The sequence below is a fragment of the Vibrio sp. SNU_ST1 genome, from assembly GCF_030563405.1.
GTDB lineage: Bacteria > Pseudomonadota > Gammaproteobacteria > Enterobacterales > Vibrionaceae > Vibrio.
Map to the genome: position 1 here is coordinate 2723356 of NZ_CP130748.1, position 22457 is coordinate 2745812.

Sequence of the window (22457 nt, forward strand, 5' to 3'; positions counted from 1 at the left end):
AGTCAGCATTGGTGGCGGCATTTCAATCAAGTTGGCAGATTCTACCCAATTTAAGGGCAATAAGCATCATAAATTAGATGAGAGACTTGCCTAGGATTCTAATCAAGACAACTTCTTGCTTGGATTTGTCTTCCATTGGTTTAGCTAAGCGCTTCGCCAAGCCAATACCACCAGCAGTAAACAGCGCTGCAGTTAAGATAACAATGCCCTCGCCCCCTTGGAGTAAGGGTTGTAACAAGAGTTGTCCGAAACCAGCACCAAACATCAACATGAAAAGCGGGATAAGATAAACAATAGCCGCAGACTGAAGTAGGCTTTTTTCTGGAAAGCCAATTTCTACGATCTGGCCTGCTTTAACTAAGCTTTGGGTTTTAAGCTGCCAAAACAAGGATTTATTGCCAACAGCCTTGGTCACAATACCCGTTCCGCAGCTTTTTTGAGATGAGCAGCTGCTGCAACTGGTTTGTTGTTCGCAGCTCAGTTGAACAAAATATTGCTTACCTTTTTGTTCGACTGAGCTAACGGTAGCCAACGCAGTCATCATTGCGCTGGTGCCGGTTTATTGAACGTGACGGATTGAGCGATACGCTTGGCCGTTGCTGGCGGAATATCACCAACCACAGATATTTCTTTGTCGCCAATCACTAAGCTGTGCAAGGTTCTTCGTCCTTGGCGTACCAGCTGTCCTTTCAATGAATGTTCGTCTTTATCGGCGATATAAACCGAAAAGCTAAATAATCCATCACTGAAAAGCTGGCTTTCAACCATTTTTTCGGTCGCAGCCATTTGGTAACGGCTGAGTTCTTTCGATTTAAATCCTTCTGGCACCCACGAGGCTTGCCAATCAGTCTCGCTCACCAAGCCTTCTGGCAATGACAAAACCTTCGGCAATTTAGCTTGATTCAAGCCGCCCATTGCTTCTGCAATTTTATCGTTCACGACATAAGAGATAGTGCGGTACTGCTCAAGCACTTCGCCATCACGATCCAAAAGATCGGCACGCAAAGGAAGGTTGGTTTTCTCGTCGACCCAAACCACGTAAGAGTATCGAAGGCCGTCTTTCGGCACGACGCGTAATACTTGCGTGGTACTGCCCGCCTCACGAGAACGCCCAACTTTTACAAAATCGTAGTATTGGTTGAGAGAATCAATATCTCGATTAATCATCGGAATGACAGGTGCAACCATACTGCCAGACTGAATAGTAAATGGCTCTGTACCCGGTTCGATGTAGCTAACTTCATTGCCACGTCGAATAACCTCACGAACAGGGCCGCTCAGATAAACAAGGTGTGCAAGTTGTCGGTCGTCGTTAACTGCATGACGATAAAGCAGAGGTTCAATACTGCTCTTCTTTATCAATATGTAGGAGAGTTCGTAATTTAGATGCTGACTGGCCTCGTTCATTTGATGTAACAAGGCCTTTGCAGTGGTTTCCTCTGCAAAGGCTGTTGGAGACATCAAGCTGAACAGTGTCAGTGCACTGACCAGGATTTTCTTCATTCAATATCCGATTCTAGGTGTGCATCTTCCATTGGCGATGCATCACTGTTTAATCTTAGTTGTAGCTCATAATCTTCTAACAATGCATGAACGCGTTTGCGTTGTTCTTGCATGTTAGCTTCAGATGCAGGTCTCTCAACAGAGTCACGCGTTAAGCTTACTGGTTCCGCAGAACCTGCAAATGGAATCGTCTGGAGTACAGGCAACTGCTCTGGAGCTGCGGGATCGCTGCCGCCATATTGCTGAACACCTAATACAACCGCTAATGAAACACACGCTGCCACGGCAACTTGTCCAAACTGTTGTAACCATGCAGGAAGCTGACGCTTCGCTTGCTGAGGTTTAGGCTGCTCTTCAATTGGAGCAATAGTAGGTTCAACATTCACTTGGTGCAGTTTCGACATTGAGCCATGTGCAAGCTCATCATCAAGCGCTGTCGCTACACTGTTAGCAATGTTCCACTCTGGAGTTTCTGGCGCATCCCCACGCATAACATCACCAATTAAATGGTAACTCTGCCAGGTATCCATGCTTTCTTGATCAGATTCGAGATCTACTATGAGAGCTTTATCGATCGTTTCACCATCCATGAGTGCCGAAAGCTTTTCTTTATCAGCCATTATTTTCACCATAATTATTACAAGTTCTAGCGTTGCAAAAGAGGTTTGATTTTCTTTTCCACCGCTTCACGAGCTCGGAAAATACGCGAACGTACGGTTCCTACAGGGCAATCCATTACTTCTGCAATCTCTTCGTAGCTCAAACCTTCGAGCTCACGCAACGTCATTGCAGTTTTTAAGTCTTCGGGTAGCGCTTCAATCGCTCCAAAAACAACTTGTTTCAATTCGTTTGACAGCGTTAAGTTCTCAGGGTTCGATATTTCTTTTAACGCGCTGCCTGTTTCGTAATATTCTGCATCTTCTGCATCTACATCTGTTGCTGGCGGCCTGCGGCTCTGGGCAACGATATGATTTTTAGCGGTGTTCACGGCAATTCGGTACAACCATGTATAAAAAGCACTCTCACCACGAAAGTTAGGTATCGCGCGGTAAGCTTTAATAAAAGCTTCTTGTGCTACATCTGGTACATCACCGGAATTATTCACGTATCGAGAGATAAGATTACAAACTTTGTTTTGATACTTAACCACTAATAAGTTAAATGCCTGCTTATCTCCACTCTGAACTCGCTCAATCAACACTTGATCGGTTAGCTGCTCGTTCATTCGAGCGGGTACTCCTATTGTTATAACCCTTACCTTCACAGATATGGGTACTAATTATGCGAAATGTAGTATTGACACCACCGTCTACAAGAGCACTATTGTGACTAAGCCAAATACCGAAAGTTCCAACTTTCCTAAAATTATTTGCCATTATTGTTTCACAATGTGATGTAATAAAAATAGTTATCCCTATCAATTTGGGGAAACTTGAGCAAAAGCAATGGTATTGAGCAATTAAATATTTCTAGATAGCTGTCTATATATTGATTTTGTGTCGTGTTTTAGGATGACTAGGAAAGATTATAACAGTCTTACCCAAACTCCTAAAACAAGACGAAGTCAATTGAGCATGGACAACTCGACTATAGCCCGGGATTTAATAAGTTTTATGAACGCAAACCGTGAACATCAGTGTGATGTATTAGTGGTAGGAAGTGGTGCGGCAGGCTTGTCATTAGCCTTACGCGTAGCAGAACATGCAAAAGTAATTGTATTAAGCAAAGGACCACGCAGCGAAGGATCGACGTATTACGCACAAGGTGGTATTGCGGCGGTGTTCGATGAATCGGACAGTATTGAGTCTCATGTAGAAGATACTCAAATTGCTGGGGCTGGGTTATGCGAAGAAGATACAGTTCAATTCATTGCTGAAAATGCTAAAGAGTGTGTGCAATGGCTGATTGATGGTGGTGTTCCATTTGATAAAGATGAAAACAGCACAGAAGGCCAACCAAAATATCACCTCACTCGTGAGGGTGGCCACAGTCACCGCAGAATCCTGCACGCTGCCGATGCAACTGGCATGGCGATGCAAACCTCACTGCAAGATAACGTCAATAATCACCCAAATATCGAGATCTTCGAGCGTCATAATGCGCTGGATTTAATCACCGAAGATAAGATTGGTGGTTCGAAAGACAAGGTTATCGGTGCCTACATTTGGAACCGTAACCAAGAACACGTTGAAACCGTGCGCGCTAAATTTGTTGTATTGGCAACAGGCGGCGCTTCAAAGGTTTACCAATACACTTCTAACCCAGATGTCTCTTCAGGTGATGGTATTGCTATCGCTTGGCGTGCGGGTTGTCGTGTGGCAAACCTTGAGTTCAACCAGTTCCACCCGACTTGCTTATTCCACCCAGAAGCGCGTAACTTCCTACTAACGGAAGCATTACGTGGTGAAGGTGCCTATTTGCGTCGCCCAGATGGCTCTCGCTTTATGAAGGACTTCGATGAGCGCGGTGAATTGGCTCCACGTGATGTGGTTGCTCGTGCGATTGACTTTGAAATGAAGCGCTTAGGTGCTGACTGCATGTATGTTGATATCAGCCACAAGCCTGAAGAATTCATCACGACACATTTCCCAATGATCCATACTCGCTTGATGGATTTGGGGATTGATATGACCAAAGAACCGATTCCAATCGTACCGGCTGCTCACTACACTTGTGGTGGTGTCATGGTCAATAAGCAAGGTCAAACTGACCTCACTAACCTATATGCGATTGGCGAAGTGAGTTATACCGGCTTGCACGGTGCAAACCGTATGGCTTCAAACTCACTGCTTGAGTGTGTGGTATACGCGTGGGCAGCAGCAAAAGATATCGTTGAAAACATCGACCAATCTCAACTGTGCGCTGAACTTCCGGCATGGGATGAAAGCCAAGTCACCAACAGTGATGAAGAAGTGATCATTCAACACAACTGGCACGAGCTAAGACTGTTCATGTGGGATTACATGGGTATTGTTCGAACGGACAAACGCCTTGAACGTGCAATGCGCCGCATTCAGATGTTGCAGCAGGAAACTCATGAGTACTACAGCTACTTTAAGGTTTCAAATAACCTATTAGAACTGCGTAACTTACTACAAGTGGCTGAGTTGATGGTTCGCTGTGCAGTGCAACGTAAAGAGAGCCGCGGCCTACACTACACGCTGGATTACCCTGAACTTGCAGAAGACAGCGGCCCAACCATTCTGACACCAGAGAAAAGCCAGTCTTAATTTTTGGTCATGGAAAAAGACGACAGGGAGCCTAGAGCTCCCTTTCTTTTATCTTTGGTTCTTGTTTATCCAATGCTTTCGTTTATCAAACGGACTCGTTGTAAATGCGCCAAGAAGTGTCGATATTCACGTTCATTGCAACTATCTCGCCACAACAAGACTGAATATCCGCACTCAAACTGCAATTTAACGAAGAACTGCGCCCAGATCTTATCAACGGACTTAAGTGTGTAGGCTTGCCCATTGAGTCGAATCTCGCCATCTTCTTTATAGTCAAAGCATCCATGTGCTGTATTCAAGATTACATGATTGGCTTTAAACAAACTGAACACTAAAGCTAAACAATAGAGGGCAACAACGAGCGGAATAGAAGAGAAAACGATGAAAAACAAAAGGCACCCAAAAACAGTGCCTTTTGCAAATAATGCGGAATACGAAGGGTTAAGCTGAAGCTTAACGAACCTTGCTGAGGTTATGCGCGACAATTTTATCAACCATTGAAGCATGGCCTAGGTTTTCACTACGTCCGTGTCCCATTACCCAAGTAAACAGGTCTGGGTCATCACACTCTAATAGAGAAACAAACTCACGCTGCTCCTGCTCTTGCAACGAATCAAAACACTCTTCGAAAAATGGCATGATAACTACATCAAGTTCTAACATGCCACGACGGCAACCCCATTTAATTCGTGCTTTCTGCTCTGCAGTGTACATTGGCTATCCTCACCTATAATTTTTCTTTCTCGGAGTGTAACAAGTCATACGCTCTGCAACTACTATGTGAGTCACAGTCCCTATCTAAGCTCACAAAAAAACCTAAGCTGACAAAGAAACAGAACCGGATTAACATAGAGCCAAATAAAATTCTTAGGAAAGATAAAATGGATTGGAAAAACACATTTCAGCCGCTCGCTCATACGCAAAATGAATCGCTTCCAGATCTGATGATGACACACGTGTCAGACTGGAGTGCAATCACCATGATAGGCGATGACAAAAAGTCGTACCTACAAGGTCAAGTAACGTGCGATGTCGTCACTCTTCCTAATGATGAATCCACGTTAGGCGCGCATTGTGATGCGAAAGGAAAGGTTTGGAGTATCTTTCGTTTGTTCCACCACAATGGTGGCTACGCTCTTATGCAGCCTAAGTCTGCGATTGAAATCGAATTAGTTGAAATTAAAAAATACGCCGTATTCTCTAAGGTTGATATCGAGCAAACGTCTGACGTTGTTATCGGTGTCATGGGCGCGTCAGCTGATCAATACATTGACTCGATTTCAGAAAGCCAAGGTAAAGTGCGTGTAATCTCTGGTGGTACAGCGGTTCAAGTCTCTGACAACCGTTGGGCTCTACTTGTTACGCAACAAGTAGCAAAAGCCTTGGTATCAAGCAGCACTGCAGAAAAAGTATCAGAAGCGCTTTGGCAGTATCATGAAATTCTTGATGCTCAGCCGAACCTATCGAAAGCAGAGCAAAACGAACACATCCCTCAAGCACTCAACCTGCAAGCGATTGGCGGTATCAGCTTTTCAAAAGGCTGTTACACAGGTCAAGAAACGGTTGCTCGTGCTAAATACCGAGGCATGAACAAGCGTGAAATGCGCATTGTTTCTGGAACGAGTTCAGATGTATTGTCTCTAGAGAATACGATTGAACTAGAGCGCAGCGTAGGTGAGAACTGGCGCGGTGCAGGCCGACTATTAAACGTCTATCAATTTGCTGATAATAAGGCGATTGGTTTGATGGTGTTGCCAAACAACCTTGATGACGATGTTCAGCTTCGATTGACTGCGCAACCTGAGCAAATATGGAACATTCTGCCACTGCCTTACAGCCTTGACGAAGAGTAGCCACGTGGAAACACTGATTACACAATGGTTGGATCAACAGCAGGTGGACTATCGCCTGCTGGTGCAAAGCAAGCCAACCACCAGCATCGAAGAGACCGCGCAAGAACGAGGTATTAATGCCTCTCAAATGGTGAAGTGCATCCTGCTTAAGGATATGGGAAACCAGTATGCGTTGGCATGTACTCCTGGCGATCGCTCTATCGATCCAAAGAAAGTACGCTCGGTACTGAATTGCCGTCGAATGACCTGCGTATCACTTGCTGATGTTGAAGCCATCACCGGCTTTAAAGCTGGATGTGTTGGGCCTATTGCTCTAAAGAGATACATGCCGATCATTTTTGATCCTTCCATTCAGAGCAACTCGACCGTTACCATTAGCTCGGGTGATCGAATGGCTGGTGTTGCGTTGGAGCCCAATGATCTTATAGCACTATGTGCACCGATCGTCGCTGACATCAGTCGATGATCGTTTCGAACAGATCATGCTTCGCAAACTTCATTTCAATATTTCATTGAGTACATTTTTAGTGTGAACTTCGTCATAAGAAAAACACACCCACATTAAATAGTTACTCAAAATAAAAGCATAAGTAGTCACAAGGTTGAATTTGCGTTATTGTAATTTTACTGACTAGCCTTTAAGCAAATCAGTACAAGTGAATCCACTGAGTAACATCAGTATCCACTTTTGTGTAATGCATCTGTGACTATTCGCCCGTTTTAGACGGGCTTTTTTTTTGTTCAAAATTTACAATTTGATTACACAAACAAAAAAATCCCGCCTATTCTTATACTTGTAACATTAATACTGCTTAATACCAAACAAGAAAGTTCGTAGCAGTTCACTACTCAGTATTATTTTGGGGAGAAGCTCACGTAAAAATAGATATTTACTGAAGAAAGTGCTCAGAACAGCACAAATATCTAATTAACGTCAACTCTACTGCATATTACTCCATGCTCATCACAATAATTATCTCGGAGTTTTTCTATAATATGCAGGCTAGGTAAATATAAGGATAATTAAAAATGAGACTGTTTAAGCGCTATACACCGAGTATGATTGCTAAACATGTAAGTCGACTTTTCAAAGGACGAATCTACATTTACGGCGTAGGAAAATTTGAATTTGATAACGGTAAGCTAGTGCTACCAGACCGAGCAGAAAAGCGTCACTTTCAGACAGTGAAAGAAATAAATAGTGAAATCATGAAACTGCGCTGCGCGTACGCATAACCTGATTATCTACAGAATTAAAAACAAAAAGGGTTGGCATAATGCCAACCCTTTTTTCGTGTTCGTGATGTCGTCAATTACTATCAACTTTAGCTACTGACCATCAAAACAATCCATCTCACGCGACTATCGGTGTGCTACGGGGCGCTTAGCTAAATTCGGAAGGTTGCCCGACAAACCTAGCGCTCGCTTCATTATCTCATCTTTCGCACCCGGTAATTGACCTGCAAGCTTCATACCGATACCACGAATCAGCTTCTTAGCCGGATTATCGCCTTCAAACAGATCTTTAAAGCCCTGCATTGAAGCAATCATTTTCGCCGCCTCAGCTTTTCTCCAGCGCTCATAGCCACGAAGGTTACGCTTGGTGCCAATATCCTCACCAGAAGCCCATAGCGTTAACAGCTCTTGCGCTAAGCTTGCTGCGTCTAATAGACCAAGGTTCACGCCTTGCCCTGCTAATGGGTGAATAGTATGAGCAGCATCACCTACCAAAGCGACACGCTCTACAGCAAAGTCACGTGCATAACGCATGCGCAGTGGGAAGGCAAAACGGTCACCAACCACTTCGCATAATCCAAGCTTTGAGTCGAACTCTGCCGTTAGCTGCTTATTAAAATCAGCATCCGACATTGATACAAGCTTCTCGGCACGATTAGGCTCCGTAGACCAAACTATCGAGCTCATATTCGTTGGTTGCATTGGCAGGAACGCCAACGGCCCTTGCGGTGTGAATATTTGACGAGCAACGCTATGGTGCGGCTCTGAGGTTTTGATGTTCGCGACAATCGCACTGTGGCCGTAATCCCAATGAGTTAATGGGATATCTTGTTGTTTACGAACCCAAGAGTTTGCACCGTCAGCTCCAACAACTAACTTTGCTGTCAGCGCTTGGCCGTTATCTAACGTTAGCCATGCTTCGCTCTCACCAATCGCCATCGTTTTACACGTTGCAGGCATGTATAGGCTGACATTATCTTGCTTCTTAACCTGATCAAGCAGCGCTAATTGGATCACACGGTTCTCTACAATATGGCCCAAGTTCGGCTGAGCCAAGCGTGTCGAGTCAAACTCGATGCGAGCAAAGCTGTCTTGTTCCCACACTTCCATTGCTTGGTAGGGCGCAGCACGTCTTTGTTCGATACCTTGCCATGCGCCTAGGTTACGAAGAATCACTTCACTCGAGCGGCTCAATGCCGACACACGCACATCAGGCAATTCGCTAAGCCCTTCGCTAGGCGCTCGGCCTTCAATTACAGCAATTCTTAGGTCACTGTCTTTTAGTGCAGCGGCAAGCGCTAGGCCAACCATGCCACCACCAACAATCGCGATATCAACACTTTGCATCATTATTTATTACCTTATCTTTCTACTAGGCCAAGCGTATGACGCAAAAGTGGACCTTTAAGTGGTGGGAGGCTATCAATTACGGCTAACCCAAGATTTCGCCCAATACGAGCGGTCAAAAAATCGTTTGAGAACAGATGAACTAGGCTTGAAGTCAACGTAATCGTCGTGTCTCTGTCTTGTTCTCTGCGCTTTCTAAAGTTAACAAGACCTGTGTAACGACCCACATCATCCAATTGAGTACATAACTCTTCAGCCAAGGAAGCCACATCACGGATGCCAAGATTAAAACCTTGTCCCGCAATAGGGTGAAGTGTTTGAGCAGCATTGCCTACGATCGCAAAACGATGAGAAATATTCTGCTGGCGATGACGAAGAATTAATGGGTAACTCGCACGCTTGCCCACTTTTTCTAATCGACCTAACCGCCAACCAAAATCTTTCTGCAGCTGCTCAAGAAATTCATCATCGCTTAAAGCGGTGACTTGCTGTGCTTGCTCTGGTGGCAGACACCAAACCAGCGACAAACGGTTATCACTCATCGGTAATAGAGCGACTGGCCCATGATGAGTAAAACGCTCAAATGCTCGACCTTGATGGGGTTCGCTCGCTACGATATTGGCAATCACAGCAACCTGTTCAAAGTCATGCTCACTCAATGAGATATTGAGTTGCTGACAACAGGTTGAGATAGCACCGTCAGCTGCAACCAATAACTTAGTGGTTACTGTCTGTCCACTTGTCAGCTCAATCGTCGTTAACGATTCATCACGTTCAACGGTTCTAACAGACTCAGGGCAAAGCATCGTAATTGCAGCTTCTGATTCAAGCTTCTGCTGATAGATTCGCCCCACATCCGCCAACTCAACCACATAGCCAAGCGCATCAACAGCGAGCTCTTCGCTGTAGATGTCCGTCATTCCGGCATGGCCCCTATCCGACACATGGATATCTTTAATTGGGGTCGCGACCGGAGCGATAGATTGCCAAAGGTGCAAAGAGTCGAGGATCTGCACCGTGCCATAAGACAGAGCGATCGAACGAGAATCAAAGCCAGGGTGAGCTTGATGATCAACCTGATAAGGCTCTACTACCGCGATCGATAGTGAACCTTGACTGAGGTGATTCAGAGCAAGGGCTAAGGTCGCCCCCGCCATTGCGCCACCAGCAATTACAACATCATACTGAGCCATTATAACCTCAAACCGACAAGCGGATTAATGAATGGTTGGAGCCGCATCTTCAGATGGGCGAGCACCGAATTCAGCATGAATCGTTAGTGCACACGCTTTTACGTGTTCAATAACGTGCTCTAGAAGCTGCGCCTGCTCTTCCATATCATCGTCTTCGTCAATGCCTAGCTTGGCCATCTCTTCAAGATCAGCTAATGCTTCTTTGGTACCGTCAGACGCTTTATTCAATTGAGCGCCAACCAAGCCTAAACCAGAAATAAAGTGGTTAATCCAATCAGACACGCCATCAGCCAAATCATACAAGCTTGCGCTTGCGTCTTCGTCAGGCAACAACATGGACAGCTCCATGCCTGAACCTGTGATTTCGCTGGTCGTCACCTTTAATGTCGCTTCCGCTAACGTTAATGCGCGATCTGGCCACCCCATACCTTCATTGGTGTAATCAAAGATAAGTGGTTGCCAGCTTTTATCTGCTAGGTTTAAGCCTCCGCTCAACATACCCGTTAATAAACCATGCATCTCAGCAGGGTTTACGGCTAGGCTTGCCGATTGAAGTTCAGTCGCAACCGTTAGGTAGTCAGGTAAAGTAGTTTCGCTCATCAAATAGCTCGCTCAGTTATTCTTTATATCGATAGTATAATCGTACCACTTCACCCCAATTCTGGTAAGCATCGATCCTGAGCAATTGAAGGATGACTGACTACCAATTGTTCAATTTGCTGAATTACTGTGTGCTCAAGCTCTCATTTACAAACAGTCACTCTGAAAAGCTTGAATCTTAATAGCGGTTTACCTATAGTTTCTCCCTCAGAGGAGATTGCTTCCTCATCGGTACTTGCACTTTTTCTTTCTCAAAAAATGATAAAGGGCAACAGCCTTAAATAGTGCGTTAAAGAGTTCATCCATCATGAGTAATCAAGCGGTAGACGTTGAAATATTAGGAAAACTGACTCGAGTGAATTGTCCCCCAGGGCAAGAAGAGTCATTGATTGCAGCGGCGGCCGATCTTGATAATCGATTGAAAGAGATGGCTGAACGTACTAAGGTAACCAATGAAGTGAAGCTGCTAACGATCGCAGCTCTGAACATTTGCTATGAATTACAAACCAAGAAGTTTGAAGCAAATGATGAACAAAACGCACTGACCGAGCGAATGGAACAGCTCACGACATCGCTTTCAGATGTCCTCAGTAAAGTTAAGCACGGACAGCAATAGCGTACACAAAATTTACCCTGGAGTGTTTGTCAGAGGATTCACGTCCCCGAGCCGATAAGCAATCCCTAAGGGTTAGTACTTGAGTGCTATTGAGCATGCTCGGTCCGCCGAGAAGCCTACGGTAATCATTGCTGATCCGCCTTGAACTCGCTGGTTCAAGGGCCATCTATTCTCAACGGCACTTTGGGGTATCCCTTCATATGAAGACGCTCACACGCAGCGAATTTCGCAAACAGATCCGTATCAAACGCAATGCCTTATCTGGCAATCAACAAACTCAATCCGGTATAGACTTAGTTAAGCAGTGTGCTCAGCTTGATGAGATTCAGTCAGCTCAACATATAGCCCTCTATATTTCGATTGATGGCGAACTCGATACCCAGCCGTTAATTGAATGGTTATGGGCGCAAGGTAAGCAAACTTATTTACCAGTATTGCACCCCTTCTCTGCCGGACACCTGTTATTTCTTCATTATTCTTCAGACACACCGACCGTCCTTAATAAATACGGTATCGTTGAACCCCAGCTCAATCAATTGCTCGTCAAACCATGCCAACAACTCGATCTTATTCTCACACCATTGGTGGGCTTTGACTCTAAGGGGCATCGCTTAGGCATGGGCGGTGGATATTACGATCGCACCTTGGCTCGATGGTTCGAGACGGGCACTGGCGCAACACCTATTGGCCTTGCTCACGATTGCCAACATGTCGATCGCTTACCAATTGAAGGTTGGGATATTCCGTTACCTAAAATCGTGACTCCGAGTAAAACTTGGCAATGGGAAAACAACCATTAAAGCGCTATAATCGCGCCGCAAACGTTAACCTCGATATCCAAAAGTTACCCAATATCTAAACGTTAACTTCATCATTACGCAAACGATTAATTCAAAGCGCAAGACCTTATTCAGGAGAATGGCATGACTCAAGATGAAATGAAAAAAGCAGCGGGCTGGGCAGCACTTCAATATGTTGAAGAAGGCAGCATTGTAGGTGTAGGTACTGGCTCAACAGTAAATCACTTCATCGACGCACTTGGCACAATGAAAGACAAAATCAAGGGTGCGGTTTCAAGCTCTGTAGCCTCTACTGAAAAACTAGAAGCGCTAGAAATCAAAGTATTCGAATGCAACGACGTATTCAAGCTAGACATCTATGTTGATGGCGCTGACGAGATTAACGGTTCTCGCGATATGATCAAAGGCGGCGGCGCTGCTTTGACTCGTGAAAAAATCGTAGCAGCTATTTCTGATAAGTTTATTTGTATCGTTGATGGTACCAAAGCAGTTGATGTGTTGGGTAAATTCCCACTGCCTGTTGAAGTTATCCCAATGGCACGCTCATACGTAGCACGTGAACTAGTAAAACTTGGTGGTGACCCAGTTTACCGCGAAGGCTGCACAACCGATAACGGCAACGTGATCCTAGATGTGTACGGCATGGCGATCGAAAACCCAAAACAGCTAGAAGATATCATCAATGGCATCGCTGGTGTGGTAACGGTTGGTCTGTTCGCTCACCGTGGTGCTGATGTAGTTATCACTGGCACGCCTGAAGGTGCAAAAATCGAAGAATAAATAATAGAAGATTGAGTTTTTCTGTTACTTCATTACAGACGGTGCCCTAGGGCGCCGTTTTTTTTGCTTTATTGCTGTAAAATTATGTCTTATTCCGTAATTTTCTTACCCAAAACATTTTTTTTTTGTTACTTTATTGTTCAGAAGACGCACAGGGAAAACGTTTGTCTCCTAACAAAGTGGTGAATTTGTTCCCCTTTCAGCCATTTTGTAGCACGTGCGCCGCATTTGCCCAACCTTTCCATTTTAAGGACGAGAACAATGGCCAAAGTTTCACTGGAAAAAGAAAAAATAAAAATTCTACTTCTAGAAGGTCTTCACCCTTCTTCTGTAGAAGTTCTGCAAGCCGCTGGTTACACAAACATTGAGTACCACAAAGGCTCACTACCTGAAGATGAACTTCTTGAAGCAGTTAAAGATGCTCACTTCATTGGTATCCGTTCTCGCACCAACATCTCCCAAGAAGTTATTGATGCGGCTGAAAAGCTGGTTGCAGTCGGTTGTTTCTGTATTGGTACCAACCAAGTCAACCTTCAAGCAGCAGCAAAGCGCGGTATCCCTGTTTTCAATGCACCGTTCTCAAACACTCGAAGTGTTGCTGAACTCGTTCTAGGTCAGGTTCTATTGCTGCTTCGCGGTATCCCAGAGAAGAATGCTCTTGCTCACCGTGGTATCTGGAAAAAGAGTGCAGACAACTCTTACGAAGCTCGTGGTAAGCGTTTAGGTATTATTGGCTACGGTCACATCGGTACTCAGCTGGGTATTATTGCTGAAAACCTTGGTATGCGTGTTTACTTTTACGATATCGAAAACAAGCTGTCTCTAGGTAATGCCACTCAAGTTCATACTATGACCGAGTTGCTGAATAAGTGTGACGTGATCTCTTTACACGTACCTGAAACGAATGAAACTAAAGACATGATGGGTAAAGAAGAGTTCGAGCGCATGAAGCCAGGCTCTATCTTTATCAATGCAGCTCGTGGCACGGTAGTTGACATCCCTGCTCTGTGTGGCGCTCTGGATTCTGGTCACCTTTCTGGTGCGGCTATTGATGTTTTCCCAACAGAACCAAAAACCAATGCAGACCCGTTTGAGTCTCCATTAATGCAGTTCGATAACGTGATTCTAACGCCTCACGTGGGTGGTTCAACTCAAGAAGCACAAGAGAACATCGGAGTTGAAGTTGCTGGTAAACTAGCGAAATACTCTGATAACGGCTCTACGCTATCAAGTGTTAACTTCCCAGAGGTATCACTGCCATTGCATACGGGCACATCTCGCTTGCTACACATTCACGAAAACCGCCCAGGTATCCTAACTCAGATCAACACCATCTTCGCAGAAGAAGGGATCAACATCGCAGGTCAGTACCTACAGACCGCAGCAGATATGGGTTATGTTGTTATCGATGTAGAAGCCGATCGCTCTGAAGAAGCACTGCTTAAACTGAAAGAGATCGAAGGCACAATCCGTGCTCGTCTTCTTCACTAATCATCGTACTCAAAATGCATAAAAAAGGCTCTCATGATGAGAGCCTTTTTCGTATTTGGCCTATCGTAGGTAATTATACCAATCACAGTAAGTAAGTGATCAAAAATAGCGTAGGAAAAAGGCTTGAGAACAAGGCGGCATTTTTCGATAAGTAGTTATTCTACAATCAAAAATTCCAACGCAGCTATCGAGCATTTTAACAAGCTAGGGTGAACAGTTATTTACTATTAGATCATCATGATCCAAAACCTTCGATAACGCTGCTGTTACTCTTCGATCTGATAGATCACATTGACACGATCACGAATGGTGATCGTTGAGTCTTCATAAGAGTTCGACTCTGTTCTTGCATCCATCGCCATTGAACGCATTAGCACCGGCTGAGAAGATTGTGCGTTGTAATCAACACGCCAAACATCACCGAGCTCACGCTCAAAACCACTCGCTAATGATTTAGCTTTTGATGTCGCATCTTTGATCGCTTCTAAGCGTGCTTGCTCTTGATACTTAGCTTGGTCACGAACTTGCAGCTGGATGTTATCGATCTGGTTAATACCCTGTCCTATCGCAATATCCATGTACTCGTTTAGATTGGCGAGTTCATTCACTTGAACGGTCACATTACGTGAAGCTCGGTAGCCGACCAATTCTGGTTTGCCATCTTTTGGATAATGGTACTGAGGAGATAGGTACAGATTAGAGCTGTGTACGCTCGCCTCATCTACGCCGGCTTGATGCAGCTTATTTAGAAAGCCCGTTACCACTTTATCAACCGTGCTTTTAGCCTGTTCAGCTGTCATCGTTGACTCAACCACTCTCACTGAGAATGTCGCCATATCTGGTGTCGCGATCACTTCACCATAGCCTGTTGTTGAAATATGCGGAAAGGATGGAGAGTCAGCCAGTGATGGAAAGCTCACAGCACTCAACGCAGCAGTAAGAGTAAGAGACGTTGCTAACATCTTTGGTACAAACTTCATTAGGTAGACCTATGCTAAACAAATGTCCTTCCATCATAGAGTAATTTATCGTTTAGCCAATCCTGATTGTGCACATCTAACAGAACTTTGACGCTGAAAAAACCGACAACTTACTGAGGTAAATGATTGTGAGCAAAACTTAATATCGCTTGGGATACCTCTTTTAGCACCCCGCTCTCAAGCTGCCAATGGTGCCAATAGATGCGATAAGACAGCAGAAAGCCAGGGGTAATATCAATCAAAGCACCAGACTCTAGTTCCTCGATAATCTGCAATCGAGGAATCAAGCAATAGGCAACACCCGATAATGCCAAGCGCACAAATGCTTCTGAACTGCCGACCGTATGATTGATCACACTGTCTCTGGGTACATTGAAATGATCATGCAGAAATTTCTTATGCAGATCATCGTATTGATCATAGGAAACCGCAGGCGCCTTGCTTAATGTGGCGTAGTTTACGCCCTCAGAGAAGTAACGCTGATGAAAGCCAGGGCTCGCCACACACACATAATCCATCCTACCGAGGTAGTCAGCACTGCATCCAGGGATCGCTTGGGGCTCCAAACTGATCGCACCGGCAACCTCACCGCTTTTTATTTTTTCAATGGTTCTAGACTCGCCATGAATCGCGAGGTTCAACTCGACTTGGCGAGACTTCATCACATCCGACAGTGCAGGTAACAACCATGTCGCCAAACTATCAGCGTTGGTGGCTATGGATATCGATAGTGGTTGAGTACCCTCTTCATTCATTAACTCAGGCACAAGCTCGTGCTCTAGCAAGCGAACACGACGATACAAACCCAACAGTTTTTTTCCTGCTGGTGTCGGCCTTGGTGGGTTTTCTCTCACAAGCGCTGGCTGGGCTAACCACTTTTCTAGCTGTTTGATACGTTGGGACACCGCTGATTGGGAGATGTATAACTGCTCAGCAGCCCTCTCAAAGCTACGTTGTTTCACCACGGCATCCAGTGCTTCAATCCATTTATAATCCAATCCACGCATCAATTTGCTTCCTTTTTAAGCTAACCCAACACCACATTAGCAACTCTAATAATGGATTAAAATCATTAATTATACTTATTTACAGGGTCGGAGTATCTTCGCTACATAGCACGTAAATATCGTTAATTAAGTGGAGGTTAAAATGAGTTTTTGGGTTTTATTACAAGGTTTTGGTCTAGGGGCAAGTATGATAATCCCTATAGGTGCACAAAATGCGTACGTCCTAAATCAAGGAATAAAACGCAATCATCATTTAACGACTGCAACGATTTGTAGCCTGCTCGATACCCTGTTTATCTCATTGGGTATTTTTGGTGGCGGAGCAATTCTGTCTCAAAATGAATTACTGCTTACCTCTGTCACATTGGGCGGTATCGCTTTTCTAACGGTATATGGTTTGCTATCACTGCGCAGTGCATTCAAAACGCGCACCAGTGATGAATCAAAAGGTGAGGTATTGGCTCGTGGCAAGCGCACCGTTATTTTGGGTGCATTAGCTGTAACAGTATTAAACCCACACCTCTATTTGGATACCGTAGTGATTCTTGGATCTATTGGTGGGCAATTTGAAGGCAACGACAGAGTTGCGTTTGCGATGGGGACTATCTTAGCTTCATTCGTGTGGTTTTATTCCTTATCATTAGGCGCAGCAAAGCTAGGTCCAACGCTATCGAAACCTAAAGTTAAGAAAGGCATCGATATCGCAGTAGCAACCATGATGTTCGCTATTGCACTTGTACTCGCCAATGGACTCATTGAGCAATACGGGTAAACCTATTCTTCTTTAGTCATCAAACAAACGTTACTCATCCAACAAAAAAAGGCGAATAACCTAAGTTATCCGCCTTTCCTTATAAAAGTTTATAGCTATAAAAACTAACTAGAAATTAAGCTTCAACTTTATTCATGTGTACATCCATTTGCGGGAATGGGATTTCGATACCTTCGTTATCCAAGCCTTCTTTGATAGCTTGCATAAGGTCGAAATAAACATTCCAGTAGTCAGCAGTGCTAACCCATGGACGAACAACAAAATTAACTGAAGAGTCAGCTAGCGTGTGAACACCAACTTGTACACCTGGATCTTTCAATACGCGCTCATCAGATTCACAGATCTTAGTCAGTAGCGCTTTTGTCTTCTGAAGATCAGCGTTGTAAGAAACACCAATCATTAGGTCAATACGGCGCGTCGCATGACGAGAATAGTTAGTGATTGGGCTACCGATAACGCTTCCGTTAGGTACTACAACCATTTTGTTGTCTGGTGTTGTTAAAACAGTTTGGAAGATCTGAATTGACTCAACTGAACCCGCTACACCACCAATTTCCACGTAGTCACCAGACTTGAATGGACGGAATGCAACAATAAGTACACCCGCTGCAAAGTTAGATAGTGAGCCTTGCAGTGCAAGACCAACAGCTAAACCAGCCGCACCAATAACAGCAACTACAGATGCAGTTTGAACGCCTAAACGACCAAGTGCAGCGATAAGAACAATAACAAACAATAAGTAACGAACTAAACCATGGATAAATTCCACAACAGCTCGGTCCATCTTCTTCTTCTCAAGAACTTTAGATACGCTATTCGCGACTGCTTTAACAATCAAGTTACCAATAAATAGAATTATCAGTGCAGAGATAATGTTTACACCGTATTGGATAAATAGATCTGAATTATTTGTTAACCACTGCTCGGCCTGAGATAAACCATCCACAATTGGAGTCTCAAGCGCTGTCGAACTATCAGCCATAATGTGCATCCTCTATATAATATGCTATGAGCTAAACTGTCTTAAGCCAAAGTTACTTTTACAATAATAAACAGTTTAACTCCTGTTAAGTCACTGTGTTAAAAGTAAATTAAAGCCAAGTCCTTTTTATAAACTGAACCAGGTCCAGTTTTTCGGCACGATATCCTATCTTTGACCGATTGCAAAGTCATATTTATGTAAGCTTTTGAATTAATAAAACTTCCCAATAAACGCAAATATCGATAACTAAAAGACTACGAAATTTATTCACCGTAGGCTAGGTTTTTCACATATTTAATACAAGTTTTTATCAGACATAAAAAAACCCGCTCAATGAGCGGGTTTTTAAAACTTAAAGAGTACTTAATTCAAAGAATTATAGTACGTCTACAGCGTTAAGGTCAGCGAATGCTTTCTCAAGACGAGTAACCATTGAAGACTGAGCAGCACGTAGCCATACGCGTGGATCGTAGTACTTCTTGTTTGGCGCAGCTTCGCCAGTTGGGTTACCGATTTGACCTTGTAGGAAATCGAAGTTATCAGCAGAGTACTGACGGATACCATCCCAAGTTGCCCACTGTGTATCAGTATCGATGTTCATTTTGATAACACCGTAACCGATAGACTCTTGGATTTCTGCTTCAGAAGAACCAGAACCACCGTGGAATACGAAGTTTAGAGCGTTAGGTGCAATACCGAACTTCTCTGCACAGTATGCTTGAGAGTCACGTAGGATAGTTGGAGTAAGTACAACGTTACCAGCTTGGTAAACACCGTGTACGTTACCGAAAGATGCAGCGATAGTGAAACGAGGGCTAACAGCCATTAGCTTCTCGTATGCGTATGCTACGTCTTCTGGAGAAGTGTAAAGCTCAGATGCGTCCATATCAGAGTTATCAACGCCGTCTTCTTCACCACCAGTACAACCAAGTTCGATCTCGATTGTCATGTCCATTTTCGCCATGCGAGCTAGGTAAGTAGCACATGTTTCGATGTTCTCTTCTAGAGACTCTTCAGAAAGGTCTAGCATGTGAGAAGAGAATAGAGGCTTACCAGTTTGTGCGAAGAACTCTTCACCAGCGTCTAGTAGACCGTCGATCCATGGTAGAAGTTTCTTAGCAGCGTGGTCAGTATGCAGGATAACTGGAACACCGTAAGACTCAGCGACAGCGTGTACGTATTTTGCACCAGCTACAGCACCAAGAACTTGTGCGCCTTGACCTTCAAGTTTAACGCCTTTACCTGCGAAGAATGCAGCGCCGCCGTTAGAGAACTGAACAACAACTGGAGACTTAACTTTAGCAGCCGCTTCTAGTACTGCGTTAATAGAGTCAGTACCAACAACGTTTACTGCAGGAAGAGCAAATTTGTTTTCTTTTGCTACTTCAAATACTTTCTGTACGTCATCGCCAGAAATTACACCAGGTTTTACAAAATCGAAGATCTTAGACATGGAAATAGTCCTATTTATTCTATTCGTTTTAAGATAAAAAACTTAAGTTTAAAAATTTGCAATCGTTTGCTCACAACTTCCGCTATTCTAGCAAATAAGTGTGATATGCAGCAAACGTTAAAAGGCGAGATTCGTATCTCGCCTTTCTAAATCAATTACGCTTTAGCACGCTCTTCAAGCATAGCTACTGCAGGAAGTACTTTACCTTCAACAAACTCAAGGAAAGCACCGCCACCAGTAGAGATGTAAGAAACATCTGCTTTGATACCGAACTTGTCGATAGCTGCTAGCGTGTCACCACCGCCTGCTACTGAGAAACCTTCAGAATCAGCGATTGCTTTAGAAATACCAGCTGTACCCGCTTCGAAGTTCTTGAATTCGAATACGCCTACAGGGCCGTTCCAAAGAATAGTTTTCGCGTTGCCGATGATTTCAGCTAGAGCTGCAGTTGAATCTGGACCAAGGTCGAAGATCATGTCGTCGTCTTGAACTTCAGAAACGTGCTTGATTTCAGCTTCTGCGTTTTCGTCGAATGCTTTAGCACATGCAACGTCAGTCGCTACAGGGATAGCACACTCTTTCATTAGTTTCTGAGCCGTTTCAACTAGGTCAGCTTCGTATAGAGACTTACCTACGTTGTGGCCTTCAGCAGCGATGAACGTGTTCGCGATACCACCGCCAACAACAAGTTGGTCAGCGATTTTAGAAAGAGATTCTAGAACGGTTAGTTTAGTAGAAACTTTAGAACCACCAACGATAGCCACTAGCGGGCGAGCTGGGTTGTCCATTGCTTTACCAAGCGCTTCAAGCTCAGCAGCTAGAAGAGGGCCAGCACATGCTACAGGAGCGTAAGTACCCACACCGTGTGTAGACGCTTGAGCACGGTGAGCTGTACCAAATGCATCCATTACGAAGATGTCACATAGTGCAGCATATTGCTTAGAAAGAGCTTCTTCGTTCTTCTTCTCGCCTTTGTTAAAGCGAACATTTTCAAGAACAGTTAGTTCACCAGCGTTTAGCTCAAGACCATTTACGTAATCTTTCGCTAGTTTAACGTCACAGTCTAGTGCGTCGTTTAGGTAGTTAACTACAGGAGCTAGAGAGAACTCTTCGTTGTACTCGCCTTCAGTAGGACGACCAAGGTGAGAAGTAACCATAACTTTTGCGCCAGCTTCTAGGCAAAGTTTGATAGTTGGTAGAGATGCAAGGATACGAGCATCTGAAGTTACTTTACCGTCTTTTACTGGTACGTTTAGGTCAGCACGGATGAATACGCGTTTACCTGCAAGTTCCAGGTCAGTCATCTTGATCACAGACATGATTTGTCCTCTCAAATTTAAATAAAAATAAAGTTTTGGAAACTCAGCAACCCTGCTAAGCCTATAAATTATTCAACTGGTAATGCTTTAACTGCTAATAATATGTGGACACTTAGTATTTATTTCAAGCTAAAAAATAAATAATCCACACATTTGCTTCTAGGTCTTACTTCTTGCCTTCTGAAGCTTGCATTGCAAGAACCGTATCCAGCATTCGGTTCGCAAAGCCCCATTCATTGTCACACCACACCAGCATTTTCACTAAGGTGCCATTGCTCACTCGAGTTTGTGAACCATCAACGATTGCGCTATGGGGATCGTGATTAAAGTCGATGGAAACGAGCGGCGCTTCAGTATAGTCAACTATATTGTGTAATGTACACTGGGAAGCATTAACAATGGTTTGATTTACGTCATTAACTTTCACATTTGTATTAATTGTGACACTTAAATCCATCGCAGTGACGTTTACCGTCGGCACACGCACAGATATCGCTTCGAACTTGTTAGAAAATTTCGGGAAGATTCTTTCAATACCTTTATGCAATTTGGTGTCGACAGGAATGATAGATTGGCTTGCCGCTCGAGTACGACGCAAGTCGCTATGGTATGCATCAATAACTTGCTGATCATTCATTGAAGAGTGAATAGTCGTAATGGTACCTGACTCAATACCAAAGGCATCATCAAGTACTTTAATGATAGGGACAATACAGTTAGTGGTGCATGAACCATTGGAAACGATTCGGTGGTCAGCTTGGATGGTATCGTGATTCACACCATAGATAATGGTGTTATCAAGGTCGTTAGCACCAGGGTGTGAAAACAGTACCTTTTTAGCTCCAGCAGCGATGTGCGCTAGGCCATCATCTCGGCAACCGTAAACACCGGTACAATCGAGAACAATATCGACTTCAAGATCACGCCAAGGCAACAGTTCAATATCAGCCAGATGTAAGATACGAATGGTATCAAACTCGCCTTTATCTTCAGCACCAATGCCATGATGAACATAGATGTGCTCTTGATCATTAGATATTTTCTTGCCGAAGCGGCCGTGACTGGTGTCATACTGCAATAGGTGAGCCATAGCATCAGGCTGAGCAAGCTCATTGACCGCTACTACTTTGATTTGTTGGCTTTTGCCACTTTCATAGATAGCGCGCAATACATTGCGCCCTATTCGTCCAAATCCATTTATCGCGACTTTTAGCATAGTTCCGTACATCTAACCAAAATTTCGTGCAACAGATGATAACTGAATCCTACTCAAAGCGCATTAGTTGAATACTAAA

The 22457-nt window shown here is 44.1% G+C and carries 24 protein-coding genes and 1 other RNA gene; 10 read left to right on the top strand and 15 right to left on the bottom strand.

The window, feature by feature from the left end; all coding sequences use genetic code 11:
* Window positions 1-73: 73 nt before the first annotated feature.
* The 4 genes from Q5H80_RS11885 to rpoE are packed head-to-tail and all read right to left on the bottom strand — an operon-like array spanning window position 74 to window position 2728.
* Window positions 74-544, bottom strand: a complete 471-nt coding sequence (locus Q5H80_RS11885) for a SoxR reducing system RseC family protein (RefSeq protein WP_304564866.1) — start codon at window positions 542-544, stop codon at window positions 74-76.
* Window positions 541-1503, bottom strand: a complete 963-nt coding sequence (gene rseB, locus Q5H80_RS11890; RefSeq protein ID WP_304564867.1) for a sigma-E factor regulatory protein RseB — start codon at window positions 1501-1503, stop codon at window positions 541-543. The genes Q5H80_RS11885 and rseB overlap by 4 nt, the downstream gene beginning before the upstream one ends.
* Window positions 1500-2123 carry a sigma-E factor negative regulatory protein gene (locus tag Q5H80_RS11895; protein WP_304564868.1) on the bottom strand — a complete coding sequence of 208 codons (624 nt, stop codon included), beginning with the start codon at window positions 2121-2123 and terminating at the stop codon, window positions 1500-1502. The genes rseB and Q5H80_RS11895 overlap by 4 nt, the downstream gene beginning before the upstream one ends.
* Window positions 2124-2149: 26 nt before the next feature.
* Window positions 2150-2728, bottom strand: coding sequence for an RNA polymerase sigma factor RpoE (gene rpoE / locus Q5H80_RS11900; RefSeq protein WP_004735377.1), 579 nt, complete (start codon window positions 2726-2728; stop codon window positions 2150-2152).
* Window positions 2729-3116: 388 nt separating this feature from the next.
* Between rpoE and nadB the strand changes: the two genes are divergently transcribed.
* A complete protein-coding gene (gene nadB / locus Q5H80_RS11905; RefSeq protein WP_304564869.1) occupies window positions 3117-4733 on the top strand; it encodes an L-aspartate oxidase in 1617 nt (538 codons plus the stop codon).
* Between the two features lie 65 nt (window positions 4734-4798).
* On the opposite strand, the gene Q5H80_RS11910 is transcribed toward nadB, so the two are convergent.
* Together Q5H80_RS11910 and Q5H80_RS11915 are read right to left on the bottom strand one after the other, a co-directional pair.
* Window positions 4799-5239 carry a protein YgfX gene (locus Q5H80_RS11910; RefSeq protein ID WP_369809700.1) on the bottom strand — a complete coding sequence of 147 codons (441 nt, stop codon included), beginning with the start codon at window positions 5237-5239 and terminating at the stop codon, window positions 4799-4801.
* Entirely contained in the window at window positions 5187-5447 is a 261-nt protein-coding gene (locus tag Q5H80_RS11915) for a succinate dehydrogenase assembly factor 2 (protein WP_004735374.1), read from the bottom strand. Before Q5H80_RS11915 ends, Q5H80_RS11910 begins: the two co-directional genes overlap by 53 nt.
* 167 nt (window positions 5448-5614) lie before the next feature.
* Here Q5H80_RS11915 and ygfZ point away from each other — a divergent pair, with 167 nt between their 5' ends.
* The 3 genes from ygfZ (at window position 5615) to Q5H80_RS11930 (ending at window position 7822) form a co-directional block, all read left to right on the top strand.
* Entirely contained in the window at window positions 5615-6586 is a 972-nt protein-coding gene (gene ygfZ, locus Q5H80_RS11920; RefSeq protein ID WP_304564871.1) for a tRNA-modifying protein YgfZ, read from the top strand.
* 4 nt (window positions 6587-6590) lie between these two features.
* On the top strand, window positions 6591-7052 hold the full coding sequence (locus Q5H80_RS11925) for an aminoacyl-tRNA deacylase (protein WP_304569415.1): 462 nt from the start codon (window positions 6591-6593) through the stop codon (window positions 7050-7052).
* Window positions 7053-7615: 563 nt separating this feature from the next.
* Complete coding sequence (locus tag Q5H80_RS11930; protein WP_009847660.1) at window positions 7616-7822, top strand: DUF1107 domain-containing protein; 207 nt, start codon at window positions 7616-7618, stop codon at window positions 7820-7822.
* Between the two features lie 126 nt (window positions 7823-7948).
* Here Q5H80_RS11930 and Q5H80_RS11935 read toward each other — a convergent pair whose 3' ends face one another.
* Genes Q5H80_RS11935 through Q5H80_RS11945 form a run of 3 tightly spaced genes read right to left on the bottom strand, consistent with a single transcriptional unit; the run spans window position 7949 to window position 10962 of the window.
* The gene (locus Q5H80_RS11935) at window positions 7949-9172 is read right to left on the bottom strand and encodes an FAD-dependent 2-octaprenylphenol hydroxylase (protein WP_304564872.1); all 1224 of its coding nucleotides are present in this window, start codon (window positions 9170-9172) and stop codon (window positions 7949-7951) included.
* A gap of 11 nt (window positions 9173-9183) precedes the next feature.
* Window positions 9184-10362 (bottom strand): 2-octaprenyl-6-methoxyphenyl hydroxylase, encoded by a 1179-nt coding sequence (gene ubiH, locus Q5H80_RS11940; protein WP_304564873.1) that lies wholly within the window; start codon window positions 10360-10362, stop codon window positions 9184-9186.
* 24 nt (window positions 10363-10386) lie between these two features.
* Window positions 10387-10962, bottom strand: a complete 576-nt coding sequence (locus Q5H80_RS11945; protein WP_304564874.1) for a YecA family protein — start codon at window positions 10960-10962, stop codon at window positions 10387-10389.
* A gap of 307 nt (window positions 10963-11269) precedes the next feature.
* Here Q5H80_RS11945 and zapA point away from each other — a divergent pair, with 307 nt between their 5' ends.
* The 5 genes from zapA to serA all read left to right on the top strand — a co-directional run bounded on the left by zapA (window position 11270) and on the right by serA (window position 14649).
* A complete protein-coding gene (gene zapA / locus Q5H80_RS11950; RefSeq protein ID WP_004735366.1) occupies window positions 11270-11578 on the top strand; it encodes a cell division protein ZapA in 309 nt (102 codons plus the stop codon).
* Window positions 11579-11589: 11 nt separating this feature from the next.
* Window positions 11590-11772: non-coding RNA, 6S RNA (gene ssrS / locus Q5H80_RS11955), on the top strand.
* A gap of 6 nt (window positions 11773-11778) precedes the next feature.
* Window positions 11779-12378 carry a 5-formyltetrahydrofolate cyclo-ligase gene (locus Q5H80_RS11960; protein ID WP_304564875.1) on the top strand — a complete coding sequence of 200 codons (600 nt, stop codon included), beginning with the start codon at window positions 11779-11781 and terminating at the stop codon, window positions 12376-12378.
* 123 nt (window positions 12379-12501) lie between these two features.
* Window positions 12502-13158, top strand: coding sequence for a ribose-5-phosphate isomerase RpiA (gene rpiA, locus Q5H80_RS11965; protein ID WP_009847664.1), 657 nt, complete (start codon window positions 12502-12504; stop codon window positions 13156-13158).
* Window positions 13159-13419: 261 nt separating this feature from the next.
* The gene (serA, locus tag Q5H80_RS11970) at window positions 13420-14649 is read left to right on the top strand and encodes a phosphoglycerate dehydrogenase (RefSeq protein WP_017097288.1); all 1230 of its coding nucleotides are present in this window, start codon (window positions 13420-13422) and stop codon (window positions 14647-14649) included.
* 266 nt (window positions 14650-14915) lie between these two features.
* On the opposite strand, the gene Q5H80_RS11975 is transcribed toward serA, so the two are convergent.
* Together Q5H80_RS11975 and Q5H80_RS11980 are read right to left on the bottom strand one after the other, a co-directional pair.
* Window positions 14916-15629, bottom strand: a complete 714-nt coding sequence (locus Q5H80_RS11975) for an oxidative stress defense protein (RefSeq protein ID WP_065679472.1) — start codon at window positions 15627-15629, stop codon at window positions 14916-14918.
* A 110-nt stretch (window positions 15630-15739) separates the two neighbouring features.
* A complete protein-coding gene (locus tag Q5H80_RS11980) occupies window positions 15740-16636 on the bottom strand; it encodes a LysR family transcriptional regulator ArgP (protein ID WP_122047391.1) in 897 nt (298 codons plus the stop codon).
* 142 nt (window positions 16637-16778) lie between these two features.
* On the opposite strand from Q5H80_RS11980, the gene Q5H80_RS11985 reads away from it, so the two are divergent.
* Complete coding sequence (locus Q5H80_RS11985; protein ID WP_012604800.1) at window positions 16779-17408, top strand: LysE/ArgO family amino acid transporter; 630 nt, start codon at window positions 16779-16781, stop codon at window positions 17406-17408.
* Between the two features lie 115 nt (window positions 17409-17523).
* Here the strand turns inward: Q5H80_RS11985 and mscS are convergent, their stop codons facing one another.
* The 4 genes from mscS to epd all read right to left on the bottom strand — a co-directional run bounded on the left by mscS (window position 17524) and on the right by epd (window position 22378).
* Window positions 17524-18390 (bottom strand): small-conductance mechanosensitive channel MscS, encoded by an 867-nt coding sequence (mscS, locus tag Q5H80_RS11990; protein WP_304564876.1) that lies wholly within the window; start codon window positions 18388-18390, stop codon window positions 17524-17526.
* A gap of 376 nt (window positions 18391-18766) precedes the next feature.
* On the bottom strand, window positions 18767-19843 hold the full coding sequence (fbaA, locus tag Q5H80_RS11995; RefSeq protein ID WP_009847671.1) for a class II fructose-bisphosphate aldolase: 1077 nt from the start codon (window positions 19841-19843) through the stop codon (window positions 18767-18769).
* A gap of 155 nt (window positions 19844-19998) precedes the next feature.
* Window positions 19999-21162: a phosphoglycerate kinase gene (locus Q5H80_RS12000; RefSeq protein ID WP_009847672.1), complete on the bottom strand. Its 1164-nt coding sequence runs from the start codon at window positions 21160-21162 to the stop codon at window positions 19999-20001.
* Between the two features lie 166 nt (window positions 21163-21328).
* Window positions 21329-22378, bottom strand: coding sequence for an erythrose-4-phosphate dehydrogenase (epd, locus tag Q5H80_RS12005; protein WP_304569416.1), 1050 nt, complete (start codon window positions 22376-22378; stop codon window positions 21329-21331).
* Window positions 22379-22457: the final 79 nt, after the last annotated feature.